This window comes from Paenibacillus sp. M-152 (assembly GCF_003856555.1).
GTDB classification, from domain to species: Bacteria; Bacillota; Bacilli; order Paenibacillales; family Paenibacillaceae; genus Paenibacillus; species Paenibacillus polymyxa_C.
Window position 1 is genome coordinate 5313802 of record NZ_CP034141.1, and the last position, 18401, is coordinate 5332202.

The following is an 18401-nucleotide window of genomic DNA, read 5'->3' on the forward strand; positions in this document are numbered from 1 at the left end:
TATAAAAGAGCCCTATCCCGCCAGGTTCGCAAGGATAAGGCTCGTGTTATTATCATTTTCCTGATATCCATGAAGCATGCTTCAATCAAAAAGTTCTATTCATTTTAAAATGCAATAAGTTCTTGCTTTACAGGCTATTCCCGTTCGATCAGACCGTATTTACCATCATTGCGTTTGTAAACTACGTTAACTTCTTCATTATCAATGTTAGCAAATACGAAGAAATTATGTCCAATCATGTTCATTTGCAGAATAGCTTCTTCCACATCCATAGGTTTCAATAAGAAACGCTTGGTGCGGACGACTTCCAGCTCATCCAATTCTGCATCCTCATCTTCAGCAACAGCCACACCACCAGCCGGATCTTCCACAAAAAGGGTTTTTAAACTGCCTTCCTGCCGGAATTTTCGGTTTAATTTGGTCTTGTGCTTGCGAATTTGCCGTTCTAGCTTGTCTACCACGGCATCAATGGATGCATACATGTCATCGCTTTCGTCTTCGGCACGGAGTACAAGCCCCGGCAAAGGAATGGTTACTTCTACAGTGTGCAAATCTCTGGTTGTGCTTAACGTTACACTTCCATCAGACGTCGGGGGTGCATCGAAATACTTTTCAAGTCTGCTGAATTTCTTTTCAACGTAGTCCTTCAAAGCGTCGGTAACCTCGATCTGTTGACCTCGTACTGTTAAGTTCATAGGGCACGCCTCCTTTGCCTCTTCAGTATAACACATATGTTAACGCCAAGTAAAAAAGGAGATCAACATTTCGAAGATTTTTTACAATTTTCCTCATGATTCGACAAAACACTTCCCATAACGCCATTCTATGAAAAGGGTCATGTTTAAATTCAGCTCGCATACATATGTGAATAATGAAGAGATATTTAAAAAGTTACTCTGCTGGTGTCATGACAAATCAACTATTTCGAGTTCATGCTATGTATTTTATCGACTGGGGAGGGAGTTATTTGTCAGACTGAATCCGGTATAGAACCTATGCTAAAAGCAAGACCTGACTATCATGCAGGCAATTTATACGAAAGGATCATTACACCCAGCCCAGCTGGCTCTTCCCCTGCAAAAATCCTAAGACAGCTAATTGGGGAGAGATGGAAAGTAGGAAGTTAATCCATGGCTTTTATTCAGCGTTATGCAACGAACCAGACCGGGGCTATTACCTTTATAGGAAATACACTCGGGCTGGCACGTTCTGCTTCGGCGGGGGTGCCAGGTACAGTGACCAGCATTGGCGCTTTCATCACAACCAATACAGCCTCTCGCTTCGGCACATATCCATTCGGCACGACTTCTGCTTTTGCCAGTAACTCATCGACGGCATTCCTTGTGCTCCCTGCGGGCAGTACCGTGCTATATGCTGAACTTATTTGGGGAGGAAGCTATGCCAACGGCAATACCAATGTATTGTCCAGCGCCAGCAATCCGATCACATTTCAGACGCCTGCTTTATCTACTACAGTCAGTCCCGAATCTGCAACATCGATCAACGTCACCAGTCTCAGTACCTATGTGTGAACCGCAAATGTAACAAATTTGGTCATTCAAGGCGGCGCAGGGGCATATACGGTCGGAAATGTGACGGGCACCATCACGGTTCCCGATTCTACCAACACCAATCACGCTGGATGGACGCTGGCAGTGGTGTACAATAACCCGTCTCTCTCCTTCCGTAACCTATCGCTGCGTGTAGGTGGTGAAGGAGTCAGCAGCGCTACTGGCTCGGTCAACGTGGTAATAAGCGGGTTTGCCACGCCTGTACAGGGGACTTTGCGCGGCAGGGCGTTAATTAGCGCCCAAGAGGGTGACGTAGATATCACCGGGGATCGTGCGTTGTTTGGACCTACCACATCCAACTTAACTGCGCTGTCTGGGCCCAACAATTTTTCGACTAATTTTTTTGCGTCCCAAATTAACGGGGATGACGGCACATTGGTCACGACGGGGACCTTCGGTACCACTAATACAGTTAATGTCGCTGTGTCTGCACCTAATATTCAGGTGACTAAAACATCCAGTCTGGCAGCTGCTGTAGTTGGAGATACGATCAGATATACACTAAGCATTACGAATAACGGTGTGGATTCCGTCACAGATACCGTTGTGACCGATACAATCCCAGCAGGTACTTCCTTCGTTCCGGGTAGTGTCCTTATCGACGGTGTACCTTTCCCTAACGCCTCGCCAACTGCTGGAATTGCCATTGGAAATGTCGCACCTGGAAATACATTTATCGTGAGTTTCCAAACTTCTGTCCAAAGCTTGCCGCAAACATCTCCACAGACCATAAGGAGGCCCAAGCAGGGGAAAACCTGACCTACACGGTACTCCATAATAACTTTGGCAACATTGCTTCAGAAGTTATTTTTCAAAATTTTGTCCCTGCCGGAACCCTTTACATTCCTGACAGCCTCCAGTTGAACGCTCAAACGTTTGCAGAAGCCAACCCTGCTGTCGGAGTTAGTCTTGGATCTGTGGAACCTGGTCAGTCATTGACCCTGAATTATCAAGTAACCGTATCCGAGACGCCTCCATCTGGCTACATCGAAAATCAAGCTGCCTTTACCTACTCATTTACATTGCCTGGAGGAAGAATCGTACCGGGCACATTGACTACAAATACCGTGACGATCCCAGTGGTATTCCCACTGCTCGAATTGGTGAAACAGGTGAACACCTATGACGCCTCTGTAGGAGACACACTTACCTTCACCATTCAGATTACAAATAAAGGAGGAATCTCAGCGCAGTATCCATTGTTCACCGACCCATTGCCGCATGGACTTGTTTATGTACCCAACAGCCTGACTATCCAAGATAAAACGCAGCCAGGCGCTAATCCTGGCACTGGTATCACACTCCCGGATATTGCACCAGGGGAGACGCTTACGCTTACTCTCCAGGCACAAATTCGTGAAGCACCTACAGATGGAACATTCAGCAACCAGGCCACCATCGAATATAGCTCACGTCGTAGTGGTGGAGAGACCCTGAAGGAAACCATCCAAACTAATACCATAGATTTGACTGTCATCGCAGCTATTCCTAAACTTACACTTAGCTCCAGCGCTTTGCGTGTCGCGCAAGAAGATACCCTGTCCTTTACACTCCAGGTGGAAAACATCGGAAATACTCCATTGGAAGAGCTATTGCTCACAGCACCATTCTCAGCCGAAGATTTCCTTGTACTGAGAACCGTCACCGTGAACTCAGTGCCGCTTCCGCATCCTAATTTGCTCCAAGGTATCCCATTAGGCCAGCTTGATCCTGACCACAAAGCCGTTATCGTCTTCTCATTCGATATCGAATCTGCACTCCGCGCGTATCTGATCGCCCAGGCCATTCTGCGCTATCAATTCCGTTATCCAGACGGAGGCGTAGAGAAACAATCTGCCTCCTCCAATACCATTTTTGTAGAGATGGCTGGCTTTGACGGTTCTCTAGAGTAAAGCATTTTGTTATACTGAGCTCCTTACCCGGTGGTAAGGGGCTTTTTATGTATTTAGAAAACATAAAAAAGCCCTGAAATATATTCCAGGGCAGTTGCTAGCGCGTTATCCATTGCTAACCATCTTACCAATTATGTAGGTCGGCTATGCCGGGGATGATTATAATTTGGTTACGTTAGCGGCTTGTGGTCCACGTGCGCCTTCGACGATGTCGAACTCCACGTCTTGTCCTTCTTCAAGTGTTTTGAAGCCTTCTGTTTGAATTGCGGAAAAATGTACAAATACGTCGCCGCCGTCAGCCGTTTCGATGAAACCATAACCTTTTTCTGCGTTAAACCATTTTACTTTACCTTGCATGCACTAACATTCCCTTCGTCATCAAATGAAGTGAAGCTCTCGCCCACATTTTTGACTATACCACCCAAAGTTATCCATTGTCAATTGGAATTGATAATGTTTTCATACATTTATTTGCCATCAATATTCTCCTGCTAATACAGTTGAATATCGTTACAATGAATTCTTAATGATTGTATAGAGGTTATAATATAGTAATAACCCGCTTCCCTGTATGCTGAAACAGGTGAAACGGGTTAGGGAAAATATTTTTATTTTCGGCGATCCATCAAAATGGCATCAGAAGAATAGGCGGTTTCGTAGGCATTGCGCTGAACTTTGGCCACGTTACGCTGTTGGAGCCAGTCGGCTGCTTCTCCTTTTAAGAAATTCATTCTGCTTATGATGGCAGTATCATTACTTAAAAGATTCTTTATACGATCGGTCTGTCCTACGTCTGCAGCACTTAGCTTAAGAAGTTCCTCTAGTTCATTCACTAGCAACTGACGACTTTCAACAAATCTCACCATCTCTTCATAAGATGTTACATTCAGTCGATTCATTAAATCAGCAGTAAGGTTCTCCAGTTGACCGATAAGCTCATCCATGGTTGGATCCTATCGCTGTATCCGCAGCGCCAGCCGTCAACTTACTTGCCTGTACCCAGGTTTCGCGTAATTCGGTGAGATATCCTAGAGCTTCATTGGCTGGATCTGCACTTTTTTTTATGTTGGCTTGAATTAAAAGATAATTCATGTATTCGTAGAGAGCAAATAAGCTTTTAGAAATATCGTAGGAGTGATCCAATGTCGACATAAGCTCACTAATGATGGTCTGTGCTTTACCAAGGTTTAGGTTAACCTTTTGATAGTCCTTAGAGTCTAAAGCAACCAGCCCCGCCTTAACAAAGCGAATGGCTCCATCATATAACATAACTACAAGTTGAGAAGGAGTAGAGGTTTGAACCGAAGACTGCCGATATTTTTCATAAGGAGATGTAATCAATCCACTCACCCTTTACTTTCTATTGTAAAAAACTTGTCAGACTGGACGACTGGGATTGGTATTTATTCATAGCTTCTTCCATGGCTGAGAATTGTTTGTAATAGCGTGTTTCCATATCACTAAGTCGGCTTTTCATGTCAGAAATTCGTTTATTGTAATCCGCAAGCTGCTTGCCCATAATACTTTCTGTTTTAAATATACTATTTACATCAGAACTATACTTGGATGTACCTGCCTTCTTAGCTAGTAAGTCCAATGTTCCGTTCATTTCGTCACTGATTTTACTGTATATCCCTGGAGTAGCGCCGTCTGCACTACCCTGAAAAATATTCATGACTTTTTGAGGGTCGCTCTGTAAAGCAACCTTGAGCTTCTCCTCATTGATATATATTTTCCCATTTTCATAGTATTGTCCAGTTGTAATGCCTATTGCGCTTAGATCACCGAGACTTCCTGTAATCACTGAACGCATCGAGGAGACTGCAGAGGATAGGATATTATCGTTTTTGAGAAGGCCACTTTTAGCCTTTTGTTCCCAAAGTGTAATATCATTCTCTTTCATGTCTTTCTTTTGTTCATCTGTAAGTGGCTGATAATCACGGTATTTTTCCTCTTTGACTTTCTTACTAAAGGTGTTGAGTAAGTCATTGTAATTTTGAACGAAATTTTTGATCGTATCTAGCGCTTTAGCTGGATCTGTTTGAGTTTGAATTCTCGCAAGATCTGTAGATGTGTTCGTTGATAAAAGGGTGAGCGTGATACCATTGACAGTAAGAGAATTGTTATTAGTGGTAAATTCCTTAAAACTTGAACCACCGTCCGTACTAATTTTTACTGTTCCTGCTGTAGCGTTTTGTATTGTACCCATGCCCAATAATGTTTTCAAAGTACCTGAACCATCTGTAAGATTCGTTCCATAATCTTTTGATGTGATGGAAAATTTACCCGATACTTCATCAAAACTCGCATTAACCTTCATATCGGCATCCGTACTAATTGTATTAATAACGTTAGCTATAGTTTTATCGCTAGAAAAGGTTAAAGATTTCCCATTAATGGTGACTGTATAATCTGCAGCACCTGTACTGGTGGATAGATCTCCAATTTTTGTTGTTAGCGTAGCATCTGTACTAGAGCTAGTCAATTTACTCTCACTTGTCATATTCGATTTCTGCGCAAGGCTTGTAACTTGTACAGCCATCGCCGCACCGCTCGCATTAGCATTTGCGTCTGCTTTGATTGCGGTCGTATTTCCCGATACAACCGCCTGTTGTGTATTCATCGCTGGTGATAACTTAAACTCCGAAAGCTTAGTTCTGAAATCAACAATTTTGCTGTTTAACTCTCTATAGCTGTCCCGTGTCCATTCCAAGATTTGTTTCTGTTGATTCAACTTGTTTAATGGTGCTTTTTTGGCAGTCATTAAATTTGTGACCATACTGTCAATATCCATCCCCGAAAATCCGTTAATACGCATTATATAATTACCTCCTTACACTTTTTGGTCTACTAGGATTCCTGCTATTTCCATCATCTTAGCTACTAGGTCCAATGTTTTTTCTGGGGGAATTTCACGTATCAATTCACCTGTATCTTTATTAAGGACCTTCACCATAATTTGGTGTGTCTTTTCATGTACGCTAACTTCTAATGTTGTAGAAGGGCCTTGTAGAGCCTTAACTGCTCGATCTATTGCCTTAATTAGCTGTTCCTCACCAAGTGACACTGACAGCCCTTGTTTTTCATGCTTTGTTAATTCAAAATCGGTCTTAATAGTTTGTATTACCGCACCACTATTAGTATTGTGAGAACCAGTGTACTCACTCTTTAAATTACCACCTTTCACTCCATCCACTGTGGTACTTGTCGAAACAGAGAACTGCAGATTCATCTGACAACCTCCGATACATGTTTTTATAATATATATCGGCTAAACGACCAATGAACTGAATAGAGTATAAATCTGTAGATTATAAATTTCGATCCCAAGGATGGTAAGCAGTTATCTGCATAACTCTTTATCAATCATTCTGGACAACTTATCCCTGCCATTAATGTTTAGGTGAGAAGCATCATAAAAATCCTTCTCTTCAAAATTACGACTCCTAAAGTAGTCTAATAGCTTAAAGTCATATTCTTCCTTCATCTCTCTAATAATCGAATGAAACTCTCTTTCTAGCTTAGGGGAAAACGCGTCACTATAACACTTTGCTACAGGACATACAACAAATACAGGCGTGATATTATTCTTTTGCAGCATATTAAGATACTGTTTAAGTATTGCTTTATTCTCTTCTACAGTTTTCGGATAATTTTTGTTGCTATCTTTTTCTGCTAAAACGGTAGCATTGAGTTTATCATCATTAGACATTTTTCGACTTCTAAGAATAGTATTTTCTTTTTCTTTGCTTTCTTTAAAAGCCTCGAAAACTTTTGTTGTTATATCATCTAGCAATAACTTCTTACTAAGAGTTTCAAACTGATCATAGTCTTGTTTAGCTTTCTTCTCTTCATGATAGTTATGCATTGTTTGAAAGATCGGATAATACATGCGTGAACGATCTTTATAGATACTTAAAGATAGGTCAAAATGAAAACTATAATAACTAAGCCCAATAATAAAATTGCTTATTGTTTTATTAGGGTTAAAGTAATTAAGTATCCACTCCGCAATCTTATAGTCATAAAAAAGATCTTGACTAGATAAAGCCATATTTTTATAGTTCTCGCCCAATAACTCTGTATTAATTCCTACCTCATGGTATGAAATACCTGTAACTATACCAGTTATGTCATTCTGGTTCTCAGTTATGCTGTTAATATTTTTATGATACTCATATAGATAATAATTATTTAAGGCACCCACCAAATCAATAATTTTGCTGGCGTCGAGCGAACTAAGTAAGCTGTTTGCTTCAAGCTTAACAATATAATCATATTCAAGAAACTTGATCTCATTAAGACCTATGATCTTAGTATTTCTTATAAATGTCCCAGCATATTGTCCACTAGAATCGACGATTGCCTCAACTGTGCATTTGTTTGGATCAGTAAGAAGATAAGCAAACTCTGTTAAAGTGTTAACTCCAAAAATTATCACTTTATACTTCCTGCTCAACCCACCCTGACCTTTATTATCTGTTTGTAACAAAGAGGCTTCCAGAGGAGACTCTTTATTCTCTATATTTAACTTGGAACAGAGTTCACTAACCAATTCATTTAGATTTCCTATATAATCTGGATAGAAATATGAATTATCTATTGTAAGAAAATATTCGCAAATAGCAGCCGCTCTATCTCTAGCTCCTAGTCCATAAAGCACTCTAGAAAGCAAGTACCAAAGTTCCATGTTCATCTTGTGAATTTCCAAAGTAGATGTTAGAAGTTCAAATGCATTTGAGTACATTTCCAACTCAATGTAACATAAAGTAATCCAACGTATGCACACTGGATACTCTATCGATTCTTTACTAGTGACAGACAAAACATCTTTTAAAAACCTCAATACTTCCACATACTTTTTATGCTCAAATAAGGCCGCCACTGTTTTGTACTTAGTATTTGTTAAATTAGGATTTTTACTTTCAATTAATATTTTTTCAGGAAACCCCTTCTCTAGATAGTTCCTTCTTTTATAGAACAGCTCCCAAGAAATATTACTTATTCCTTGAACGGTTGAATATTCTACAGGCCTCCAAATCTCGCTTGCTTTCGTAGTGCCTAGAAGGTGGTTAATACAAAGTAATTCCTCATTAGAAAGTTGATCCTTATCTTCACAAATTATATCCCATTCATTGTTTACTTGGATTTGCACCCCATGAGCAGCTACACTTTTATAAAAATATAATAATTCGGATAATATTGTATCCCAGCTAAATGAATTTGCAGTATCGATACCATTTTTTTTCAACTTTCTATATAATTCCTCATCATTTAACAAACGTATAACCTGATCGGTAATCCCCTGTATATCACGAACATTAGTCACCAAGCTATTATGCTCATTAACCGCGTATTCCATAACACCGTTACTATCAGTTACTACTACTGGTGTACCACAAGCCATGGCCTCTAACGGTGGAAGGGAAAAAGACTCATAGTGCGATCCTGACACATAAACATAAGCATCTCGATAGAGTTCCGCAATTTTGGTTTGCGGAGGATTAATATATACTTGTCCATAAGGCTGTAATGGCTCATTCGGAGTTATCCAAACAAAATCAAGATCGTAACCTCTATCAACGATATTTTTATGCACCTGCTTTAATTCATCAATACCTTTAAACTCTACCCTATCACTACCAACGACAATCATTTTTCTAGCTTCCAAAGAGTTAGAGGACTTCTCATAAAATACATTTCTATTGAGAGCATTGTGAAATACCTTTGGTCTACGTTTGTACTTGCTCTCTATAATCCTTGATACACGCTCTGATACTGTCGTTATATATGCAGGCAGCGCAAAGAGATGATTTAAGGTGATTGACAATTCTTCGCTCACATCCGTGAATAAGTGAAAATCTCCCTGCTCAAAATAAACAACTGGTGCAATACATGCATCGACACAGACATTAATTTGATCCCAATAAGTTGCGACTATAACGTCACAATCAGGTATAAACTGAGCTATATTAACTTGAAAGGGTATCTTAATATAATTGACATCAATAGGAAACCAATCAGGTTTAGGGAAATGAGAAATAATGGAGATCTGGGTTCCCAGCCTTTTCAGTCCATTTGCGTGTTCAAGTATTATCTTATTCCCCCCGCAAACATTAACGTGCCCTATCACATAAACAATATGAATGTTTTGTTTAGGCTCTTTAGGGACAAGTCTTTGAGTCTCAGCATATGCGAGGCGCTTCATTCTGGTTCTATATTCTTCAGATCTAGCTTCACTAATAATTTGACTTAACATAGCTGAACTCCTCTCAAGTGTAAAACTAAAATTTCAGCAAAACCTTAAGGATTCACCCAATCTGAGAATCTAAATTTCTTTTTAATTTCTGCTTTAATCACTCCCATGCCTTCAGAGTCATTCAGTGCCTCGTACAAGTTAAAACATCTTTCATAAGACGAATATTCGGGTTTCAATTCCAATAGCCTAGAATAGAATAATTGCGCATCCTGTAAGTAGCCAGATTTAAGACAAACATCGCCCAGTAAACGCACTAACAATGAGTTTCTAGGTTGTCTTTCAAAGCATTTAGAAAGCACATCTATCGCTACTTCATTGAAGCCATAATTCACTAAAACTTCGCCCAATCTAATATTTATGTCAATATCTGACTTGAGGATCATTGTCGAGACTCTCTCAAAAACGTCAAATTCCTGTAAGCTTATTAAATGGGTTATTACTTTCATAATAATATCTTCTATTCTAGTAGTTATCACAGGTTTCTTACCATTCTCGCCATCCATTAAGAAAGTGCATAAGGTTTTTTGCTCTTTACTACTAAGATTAAGAAGCGGTTGAATTAATTGAAATAGTTTCTGATCATTTTGTATGGTCGCAAGCACAAGGACGTCCAATGCGTTTTCTTCACCAACTGATATTTGCTCCCAACAGTGCTTAGACTCTTCATATTTTTTATCAAACAGCAGAGCAACTGCTCTGATCTTATCTTCAACTGTCAAATTGTAACTATTCAAATATTCATTAAGAAGCGGATGACGCAAAGAATACATAGACTCCATGAGCCAGCGTAATTCTTCTACATTTGATATATTGTAAATATTGTTTATATTTTGCTTTACGTCCTCGAAAGGAATATTGCCTTTCAAAATGATCTCAAAGTAATGATTCAGACCAGGTACAAACAGCTTTTTTTCTTGAATAACTTTAATGATCTCGTCATAACTTTTTGCCAGCTCACCTTTTTTATAATAAAGCAGGGATAGATAATAGTGAGCTCCGTAACCCCCAGCTCCCTCAGTTACAGTTATCCCCTTATCACCCATCACTATGCATTTTCGAAATGTAAGTTCAGCATCTTTAAAATAACCAGCTTCAAAATAAATTTTACCTTGTGCATAACGCAAATCCACTGTATTTGGAAATATCTCAACTGCATCTTCTAAAACTCTCAAACCTTCCTCATGTTTGTCCAAATAGCTCAGGCATGTTGCTATTCTAGTTAAAAGTTCTGGAGTATAAGATTTATCCTTACTGAGTGGGTATGATCTTTGATAGTACTCTATCGCCTTTTTATAGTTGCCCAAGGAGTAGTATACATTCCCTGTGTTAAACAAATTGTAGCCATTTGGATTTTCAGCGACTTCTTTTAACATAATAGGCAGGTTTCTGGATAGCTTATCTTTTTCCGCTAAGGTTTCATTCATATAACCGGTATGGAGAATAACAAAGTCCGCCATTTCATTTGAATACTCATAATTCTCGTTCATAGTATCTAAATGCTCGTGCAGACGATTTTTATATTTCAACTGTGGTTTATTTACAAACAATCGAATTGCAGTATGTGTATGCGCCCAACCAAAAGATAGCAAATTTCTAATTCTTATTAGGTAATAATCCTTACCTGACCCGACAACTGTTTTTAAGTCCGCATTCGACTCCAAATACTCATCTGCATCCAGTACTAGAATGTAATCAGATTCGGCATATTCTAATGAACGATTACGGGCTGCTGCGAAATCATCGGCCCAATGGTAAGAATATACTTTCTCTGTATATTTCCTTGCAATTTCCATCGTTGAATCTGTTGAGCCAGTATCTATTATGATAATTTCGTCAACTTTGTTTTCAACACTGCTTAAACATCTATCTAACACTTTCTCTTCATTTTTCACGATCATGCACAAAGAAATAGTTTTGTTCATGGTAAAACTCCTTTTTTAGTAAGTGCGTTATACAACTTTTATCGGCTGTTTCTTAAGTCTTCATTAGCTTTGAAAAAGGAGTTCTCACTAACAAAAAAAGGAATCCCATAAGAGGGATTCCTTTTTGACGCCAGTAAAAATTAACGAAGCAATTGCAGAACACCTTGAGGCTGTTGGTTAGCTTGAGCCAACATAGCTTGAGCAGCTTGTGCAAGAATGTTGTTCTTCGTTTGGTTCATCATTTCTTTCGCCATATCTACATCGCGAATACGGGATTCAGCTGCAGACAGGTTTTCGGAAGAAGTGTTCAGGTTGTTGATTGTGTGTTCCAGACGGTTTTGGTTCGCACCCAGTTTCGCACGCTCACCAGAAACTGTTTCGATTGCGGCGTTGATTGTGGAGATAGCTGCGTCGGCTGCAGTTTGAGTAGAGATATCGATACCGCTTGTAGCAGATTGTGCAACACCCAGAGTACTAGCATCCATAGAACCAATGGACAAGCTAATGTTTTGACTTGTGTTAGCACCGATATGGAATACTACACCAGAAGCAGAACCATCCAACAATTTCTTAGTGTTGAATTCAGTAGTGCTGGAGATTCTTGTGATCTCTTTGGAGAGTTCATCAACCTCTTTTTGAAGAGCGCCGCGGTCTACAGTAGTGTTAGTATCGTTAGCGGATTGAACAGACAATTCACGCATACGTTGAAGGATACTGTGTGTTTCGTTCAATGCACCCTCAGCTGTTTGGATCAAGGAGATACCATCTTGAGCGTTCTTAGAAGCCATATCCAAACCACGGATTTGACCGCGCATTTTTTCGGAAATTGCCAAACCAGCAGCATCGTCACCAGCACGGTTGATACGCAAACCGGAAGACAGTTTCTCGATAGCTTTGTTAGTGTTGCCTGTGTTGACAGCCAGCTGACGGTGAGTGTTCATTGCAGCGATATTGTGATTGATAATCATTTTAAATTTCCTCCCTGAAGGTAAATGTCCCACATCCATGTGGTTTATTGCTGTTACAGCTATCCGTTGAAGTCGGCCGCCCCTCCGCAATAGCTTGTACTATATATATCGACATTCTCGTCGAACTTTTAATAGCATTTTAGGATTTTTTTTATTTTCCGTTGTTTTTATTTATCATCTTGCGCAAAGCATCCAAATTTGGCTGCGTATGGGCAGCAGATTCACGGTTGGACTCTTGAATGGATAAATAGATTTCTTTGCGAAAGATGTCCATCTGTTTGGGTGCTGAAATCCCTATACGGACGATGTCCCCCTCTACTCCGAGTACCATGACCTCAATGTGATCCTGAATGATAATAGACTCGCCTTTTTTACGCGAAAGCACCAGCATACTTATTCACCTTCCTTTGAACGGATGGTTTCGTCTTCCTTAATAGGTTGCAGTGAATGCTTGGTTAGATACGAAGACTGGTACAAAACAACCTGCTTGGCTTGCCTATTATCGGGATTGAATACCAAAGGTGCCAATAGATTGATCGTTGAGTTCTCTACCTGCTCATGTAATGTTAGTATGCTGCGAACAACTAAATTAGATTCAATCCCCAGTTCTTCCGCTTCACTATCCGGGAGTTCGAACTCGTATTCAGGATAAAATATAAAAGGGTCAACTAGGACAAAAGATAGTTCTTTCTGCTGAAGGGACTGGAGATAGTAAAAGGGTGCCTCATCTTGATCGAGCAACACAAATTCAGTCGTCTCCTCAAATCCTGGAACTCCTTTTTCAAAACGATATATTTCTTTATCATTAACTTCAATGTCACCCCAAATAGATGTGGATATAATCACTATTATTCCTCCAATATTCAATTAGATCTATACGTTTTATTAAAAAAAGGCTATAGACGGCTTGAACAACCTCTATAACCTTAACTTATTTTACATCATGACATCAATTCCAGGCGGAATATAGGCCACAGATGGATATTGCTGCATATAAATCTCCAGTTTCCCCCGAGTATACTCAATCTCTGGACGATTAACGGTCACATGCATTTCCGATACAGCAGGTGTATATGTAATATCAGGTGCACGTGTTTCAACATGAATATCGACATTATCCATAGATGCCGGACCCCTAAATTCAGGAAGCACATGCGTTTCTGTATCCTCTCCATAAACATTGGCTACAGTATTACCAGGAATGTGAATCGCCGCCATTCGGTTGCCTTGCTCCACTTTATGCGCAATAGCTTGTAAAAATATCTGCGGCAATCCGGAATAAATTCGATTATTCATCTCAAGGTAATTGCCACCATTATAGGCAGAGAAGGCCGCACTTTGATCTATGGTTAGCTGTGGCTGATACTGGTGAATTTCCAGTTGAGCACGTCGTGTTTTTAATTCCATATCAGCCGAGGGCTGTCGAATCGAATACTGCCCAGGGTCTGCGTCAATATGCAGGATAGCCGGAGTTTGCCGGATCTGAAGCATCGGAATAATGGGCATCTCTCCCCCTCCTTAGACTACCTTAAGAAATCAACTAATGATGCGGATATGATCTTCGCTCCTGCTGACAAAGAAGCATTGTAAATATTCTCTTGGATCTTGGAATTCATTAAAAGCTCAGCGTAATCTGCATCTTCCGTTTTAGATTGCAAATCCGTTAAGTTTACCTCGAGATCACTCAAACGGCTCTGCATTAGCTCAACACGATTAGATTTAGCACCCATTTCCGACCGAACTTTTAGCATTTTTTCCACACGTGAATCAATATTAGCTAGTTGATCCCCACTTGTTTTAATATCACCACTTGCCAGAGCTGAAGAAAGCTGATTAAAAATAGTAAACAAATTGTCGGCATCCGCACTTGTTCCTACAACTTCATTACCAGTAACATTAATGGGTAAAGCTACATTTTCCCCTACTATAAAATTAACATTCCCAGTGTCCGTCACAATAGACGCTGCTCCAGAGATATCATGCGTATTATCTGCATTTAGAGGAAGGTCGTAAGGCTTCTTGTCATAGGTCTGACCATTGAATATATATTTTCCGTTCAACTGGCTGTTCACAACATCAATCATTTGTTCCTTAAGCTGACCGATTTCTTTGTTAATGCTGTCCAACGCTGATTGTGGATTAGTTCCCGTAGAGGCCTGCACTGTAAGTTCACGTACTCTTTGCATAATTTGGCCAGCCTGATCCATGACCGTATCATTAAAATCAAGCCAAGACACTGCGCTGTCCACATTCCGCTGGTATTGTTCATTTGAAGACAGTTCAGATCGGTACCTTAAGGAATACGTAATGCCTACAGGATCATCAGAGGGTTTGTTCAACTTACGTCCAGTCGACATCTGGTTCTGCGTATTATTCATACGCTCAGAATTTCGATTTAAATTAAGCAAAAGCTGTGAGCTTAGCATATTGTTAGTAACGCGCATAGTTATATCCCTCCGTAATTAAATATCCAGCTGTATATAAACATCAGATATTTAATCCCAATTCTTATCTTCCCACTACACCTGTGGAGTTAATTAATTTATCTAATAATTGATCGAATGTGGTCATAAACCGAGCAGCGGCACTGTAGGCATGCTGAAACTTAATCATATTGGACATTTCTTCATCCAGTGAAACACCGCTCACAGATTGGCGCATAGTTTCTACTTGAGATACGAGAGCTGTCGAGTTTTGTGTCTGTCTTGTAGCCTCTTGAGCCTCTATCCCCAACTGACCAACCATAGAACTGAAGAAGCTATCAATAGTAGCTGTATTCCCCGTAGAAACTGAAGTGAAATTGCTTAATTTCAAATTGGACATCAAGGATGCCAATGTATTATTACCCTTAACCAATTCCTCAGAAGGAGCAGTGCCTGTTACCCGAAGGGATGCTGCAATAGCGTTAGGATTATCTACTATAGCAGTGTTTAACGTGATATTGCCTGCTGTTATTGTCCCACCATTATTTGAAGTTACAAAAAAAGGTTTACCTGCAACCATATTACCGTTAGCATCTTTATCTTCTTGGGTATAACCCAGTTGATGCAAACCATTAAGACCTTTAACTGTAACTGTTAAATCCGATTGAAGTGTTCGGCTGGTCCCTGTGTAAGTCACTCCATTCAGTACAGTACCTTCTGGCAAAACTGAGCCTTTAGGTAGCGTTACAGTAATATTACCTGTCGCCAATGTGTTGGCGAGGTTATCCATTTGGGCTGTGTAATCAGCTACAAATCGATCCCTTGAGAAAATCATTCCATGCACTTCGCCACCTTGTAAATCATTAGAGGCAAAAGCTGCTTGTAAAAAAGCGCCGTTAATTCCAGTAGTCGGTTCAAATCCAGTTACTAATGCTTGACCACCCATATTAACATTGTAGCCTTGATCGGTATCAGTCACCGTTACATTAACGATTTTTGAGATTTTATCGACAATCAAATCACGTTGGTCACGTAGATCGTTAGCGTTATCGCCCAAACCTTCAATTTTAGTAATCGATTGGTTCAAATCAGCTATGGAGTTTACATAACTTTGTAGCTCACTAGACTTAGCCTCCACATTAGAAGTTAAGTCCGCAGATAAATTATTCAACTGTTTACTCATATGATTCATTGCATCAGTCAAAGCAAGTGCATTTTCTTTAACAATAGTTCGTGCAGTCACACTTTCTGGGTCTTTACTTAAGTCAGACCAAGATTTATAAAAGTTATCTAGAACTTTCCGAATCCCTGTATCGGACGGCTCATTTATAATCTGTTGTAGTTTATCAAGCGTATTACTACGGATTGTCCAACTACCCAGTTCGGTATTTTCTCCGCGATACTGGCTATCCAAGAACTTTTCGCGAATACGTTCAATAGCGTCAAATTCAACACCTGTTCCCAATTGACCAGGTACATTAGAACGGTTAATACCGTAAGCCTCCATGGGGATGGAAGCCTTCATTTTGACCGTCTGCCGTGTGTAGCCTTCCGTGTTAGCGTTAGCTATGTTGTGTCCTGTTGTATTTAAAGCTGCTGTTTGTGTAAAAAGACTTCTTTTAGCTGTTTCTATGGAATGAAATGTGGATGGCACTCTATTTTCCTCCTCGGCTCAAGCCTTAGTGTCGAACAATCCAGGTCGTGCGTGTTGATTACTCTTCTGATCAGGATGCATATAAGTCATTTCCTGATTAGGACGTCCTACAAGTAGATCCAAAGAGTAATCAATAAACACCAACGATTGCTCGATGAGTTTTTGATTGATTTCATTAATTTCCTTTAATTCCGAAAGAGTGTGGGATAAGCGGCTCTGGACACTGAGGAGTTTGTTCTTATCTTCTGGATCAAAGACAAGGCGCGCCAGCTCGGTTATAGTCAAATTAAGCTGAGACTTAATACCACGTTCACGAAGAAGCTCATACGAAACCTCCATACGAGCTTCTTCCAACTGTTCTACTTGTTTAAGGAGTCTGGATTCCTGGTTCAAATGCTGTACCAGACTATCCATATTATTTTCCATGACAATCTTTTTTTTGCTTTTCGCCAGTTCTAATAAAATAAGATGCTTTTGATCTAGCTGTTCCAGCACACCAATCAAACGCTCTAAAGGCATATCCTTCACCTAGCTTTCGGAAGACTGCTTAAAGAAAGGTAACAGCTTCTCTGCAATTTTATCAGCATCCACACGATAGGTTCCAGAAGCTACTTGCTGCTTAAGCTCCTGAATTTTCTTTACGCGGTCTGCATCACTGCTGCGGTTCAGCATTTCCATTGCTTCTGGAGAAATGGAAACCTCGTCCTTGCGGCGGGATTTCTTTTGCTCCTCCTGGCGTCCTGTTTCAATATTTCGCTGATATGGATTAATAGCTCCGATGCGGTTGGTCTCGTTAATTTTCATAACTTCCACCTTCCTTAGTTATTTGATATGGTCAGAATGTATCAGACGACATAGCGTCGAACATGGTTCGTATTATGCCTTACTTCTTTATTTTGTGCATGGTTGCTAAAATAAAAAAACCGATAAGCTCTATAAAGATTATCGGCGGTATTTGAAACTTTTTGAATAGCTGAATGCGTATTTAATTCCCCTGTACTAGTTTCCGCGAAGTTTATCCATCGCGCTGTAGGTACCTGAGCCCATATTATTACTTTGATCCTGATTACTACTTTCGCGTATGGCCTGATTCAGGTCTTTAGTAAGACGTGTTCGACAAGAATCGCACATATGCCCATCACGAATCGGTATCCCGCATACCTCGCAAGGATACGTCATATTGGGCGCATTAGCAATGGAAATACGTCCCTCACGTATAAATGTCGTGATTTGTTTAACAGAGACACCTGTAGCTTCCGAAAGCTCATGCATATGAATACCTTTATTTTCACGTATATGTTTGACACAGTGCTCGTATTCAACCTCAATTTCTTTAATACAGTTCTGGCAAATCCCTCTGACATTCTTAACAAACAACTTTCCACAGCGAGGACAGTTATCCAAATTCATCCTCTGTAGCGCCCCTTTCCAAGTTCCGGTCTTTAATTACTATTATCCTTACATTAACTTATAGTGAAGAGCCTCGTCTAGCAAATATTCCAAATTTTTTTTTTAGTTTTAACACAATTCTACATTTCGTTCGTTATCATAGTAAAAGTTATAAGAGAGGAAGATTAAACGGGTAAAATCTTTCCCATCTCTATGCACATTAATATGCAACAACATAAAGTGTAGAGGCAAATAAGTCCTTCTAATCCAGCCTATTACATGTGAGTATTTATCGTCAAACATCCCTCCGTACTTTAGATAAA

The 18401-nt window shown here is 40.0% G+C and carries 17 protein-coding genes and 1 pseudogene; 1 reads left to right on the top strand and 17 read right to left on the bottom strand.

The features are described 5' to 3' along the window. Positions 1–134: 134 nt before the first annotated feature. The gene (gene hpf / locus EGM68_RS23270; protein WP_016324800.1) at positions 135–695 is read right to left on the bottom strand and encodes a ribosome hibernation-promoting factor, HPF/YfiA family; all 561 of its coding nucleotides are present in this window, start codon (positions 693–695) and stop codon (positions 135–137) included. A gap of 435 nt (positions 696–1130) precedes the next feature. On the opposite strand from hpf, the pseudogene EGM68_RS26600 reads away from it, so the two are divergent. Further along, positions 1131–3460, top strand: a pseudogene (locus tag EGM68_RS26600) (hypothetical protein); the annotation flags it as partial. 162 nt (positions 3461–3622) lie between these two features. Here the strand turns inward: EGM68_RS26600 and EGM68_RS23280 are convergent. From EGM68_RS23280 to EGM68_RS23355, 16 genes are all read right to left on the bottom strand, one after another. After that, complete coding sequence (locus EGM68_RS23280) at positions 3623–3820, bottom strand: cold shock domain-containing protein (RefSeq protein ID WP_013373372.1); 198 nt, start codon at positions 3818–3820, stop codon at positions 3623–3625. 251 nt (positions 3821–4071) lie between these two features. Next, positions 4072–4407 carry a hypothetical protein gene (locus EGM68_RS23285; protein WP_090737988.1) on the bottom strand — a complete coding sequence of 112 codons (336 nt, stop codon included), beginning with the start codon at positions 4405–4407 and terminating at the stop codon, positions 4072–4074. Further along, positions 4400–4804, bottom strand: a complete 405-nt coding sequence (fliS, locus tag EGM68_RS23290; protein ID WP_013373374.1) for a flagellar export chaperone FliS — start codon at positions 4802–4804, stop codon at positions 4400–4402. Before fliS ends, EGM68_RS23285 begins: the two co-directional genes overlap by 8 nt. Before the next feature lie 19 nt (positions 4805–4823). Next, on the bottom strand, positions 4824–6281 hold the full coding sequence (gene fliD / locus EGM68_RS23295; protein WP_090737986.1) for a flagellar filament capping protein FliD: 1458 nt from the start codon (positions 6279–6281) through the stop codon (positions 4824–4826). A gap of 15 nt (positions 6282–6296) precedes the next feature. Further along, entirely contained in the window at positions 6297–6695 is a 399-nt protein-coding gene (locus tag EGM68_RS23300; protein ID WP_064961696.1) for a flagellar protein FlaG, read from the bottom strand. Positions 6696–6806: 111 nt separating this feature from the next. Then, complete coding sequence (locus EGM68_RS23305) at positions 6807–9722, bottom strand: glycosyltransferase family 4 protein (protein ID WP_090737984.1); 2916 nt, start codon at positions 9720–9722, stop codon at positions 6807–6809. A gap of 44 nt (positions 9723–9766) precedes the next feature. After that, the gene (locus EGM68_RS23310) at positions 9767–11644 is read right to left on the bottom strand and encodes a glycosyltransferase (RefSeq protein ID WP_090737982.1); all 1878 of its coding nucleotides are present in this window, start codon (positions 11642–11644) and stop codon (positions 9767–9769) included. A gap of 140 nt (positions 11645–11784) precedes the next feature. After that, positions 11785–12612 (bottom strand): flagellin Hag, encoded by an 828-nt coding sequence (gene hag / locus EGM68_RS23315; protein ID WP_064961693.1) that lies wholly within the window; start codon positions 12610–12612, stop codon positions 11785–11787. 151 nt (positions 12613–12763) lie between these two features. Then, positions 12764–13003, bottom strand: coding sequence for a carbon storage regulator CsrA (gene csrA / locus EGM68_RS23320; protein ID WP_063212276.1), 240 nt, complete (start codon positions 13001–13003; stop codon positions 12764–12766). Between the two features lie 2 nt (positions 13004–13005). Continuing rightward, a complete protein-coding gene (fliW, locus tag EGM68_RS23325) occupies positions 13006–13458 on the bottom strand; it encodes a flagellar assembly protein FliW (RefSeq protein WP_064961692.1) in 453 nt (150 codons plus the stop codon). Positions 13459–13548: 90 nt separating this feature from the next. Further along, entirely contained in the window at positions 13549–14118 is a 570-nt protein-coding gene (locus tag EGM68_RS23330; protein ID WP_090737980.1) for a DUF6470 family protein, read from the bottom strand. Positions 14119–14135: 17 nt separating this feature from the next. After that, positions 14136–15056, bottom strand: coding sequence for a flagellar hook-associated protein FlgL (gene flgL, locus EGM68_RS23335; protein WP_090737978.1), 921 nt, complete (start codon positions 15054–15056; stop codon positions 14136–14138). A 64-nt stretch (positions 15057–15120) separates the two neighbouring features. After that, positions 15121–16689, bottom strand: a complete 1569-nt coding sequence (gene flgK / locus EGM68_RS23340) for a flagellar hook-associated protein FlgK (RefSeq protein WP_090737976.1) — start codon at positions 16687–16689, stop codon at positions 15121–15123. Positions 16690–16707: 18 nt separating this feature from the next. After that, complete coding sequence (locus tag EGM68_RS23345; RefSeq protein ID WP_129550095.1) at positions 16708–17208, bottom strand: flagellar protein FlgN; 501 nt, start codon at positions 17206–17208, stop codon at positions 16708–16710. Positions 17209–17217: 9 nt separating this feature from the next. Continuing rightward, positions 17218–17493 carry a flagellar biosynthesis anti-sigma factor FlgM gene (gene flgM, locus EGM68_RS23350; protein WP_013373392.1) on the bottom strand — a complete coding sequence of 92 codons (276 nt, stop codon included), beginning with the start codon at positions 17491–17493 and terminating at the stop codon, positions 17218–17220. Positions 17494–17688: 195 nt separating this feature from the next. Continuing rightward, on the bottom strand, positions 17689–18099 hold the full coding sequence (locus EGM68_RS23355) for a TIGR03826 family flagellar region protein (RefSeq protein WP_040102724.1): 411 nt from the start codon (positions 18097–18099) through the stop codon (positions 17689–17691). Positions 18100–18401 lie beyond the last annotated feature (302 nt).

What these genes read in the sequence shown, in the direction of transcription:
- fliD (WP_090737986.1), bottom strand. Translation starts at nt 6,281, where the DNA reads ATGCGTATTAACGGATTTTCGGGGATGGATATTGACAGTATGGTCACA.
- csrA (WP_063212276.1), bottom strand. Translation starts at nt 13,003, where the DNA reads ATGCTGGTGCTTTCGCGTAAAAAAGGCGAGTCTATTATCATTCAGGAT.
- hag (WP_064961693.1), bottom strand. Translation starts at nt 12,612, where the DNA reads ATGATTATCAATCACAATATCGCTGCAATGAACACTCACCGTCAGCTG.
- EGM68_RS23280 (WP_013373372.1), bottom strand. Translation starts at nt 3,820, where the DNA reads ATGCAAGGTAAAGTAAAATGGTTTAACGCAGAAAAAGGTTATGGTTTC.
- flgM (WP_013373392.1), bottom strand. Translation starts at nt 17,493, where the DNA reads ATGAAAATTAACGAGACCAACCGCATCGGAGCTATTAATCCATATCAG.
- EGM68_RS23285 (WP_090737988.1), bottom strand. Translation starts at nt 4,407, where the DNA reads ATGGATGAGCTTATCGGTCAACTGGAGAACCTTACTGCTGATTTAATG.
- EGM68_RS23305 (WP_090737984.1), bottom strand. Translation starts at nt 9,722, where the DNA reads ATGTTAAGTCAAATTATTAGTGAAGCTAGATCTGAAGAATATAGAACC.
- EGM68_RS23355 (WP_040102724.1), bottom strand. Translation starts at nt 18,099, where the DNA reads ATGAATTTGGATAACTGTCCTCGCTGTGGAAAGTTGTTTGTTAAGAAT.
- hpf (WP_016324800.1), bottom strand. Translation starts at nt 695, where the DNA reads ATGAACTTAACAGTACGAGGTCAACAGATCGAGGTTACCGACGCTTTG.
- EGM68_RS23330 (WP_090737980.1), bottom strand. Translation starts at nt 14,118, where the DNA reads ATGCCCATTATTCCGATGCTTCAGATCCGGCAAACTCCGGCTATCCTG.
- EGM68_RS23300 (WP_064961696.1), bottom strand. Translation starts at nt 6,695, where the DNA reads ATGAATCTGCAGTTCTCTGTTTCGACAAGTACCACAGTGGATGGAGTG.
- EGM68_RS23310 (WP_090737982.1), bottom strand. Translation starts at nt 11,644, where the DNA reads ATGAACAAAACTATTTCTTTGTGCATGATCGTGAAAAATGAAGAGAAA.
- EGM68_RS23345 (WP_129550095.1), bottom strand. Translation starts at nt 17,208, where the DNA reads ATGCCTTTAGAGCGTTTGATTGGTGTGCTGGAACAGCTAGATCAAAAG.
- flgL (WP_090737978.1), bottom strand. Translation starts at nt 15,056, where the DNA reads ATGCGCGTTACTAACAATATGCTAAGCTCACAGCTTTTGCTTAATTTA.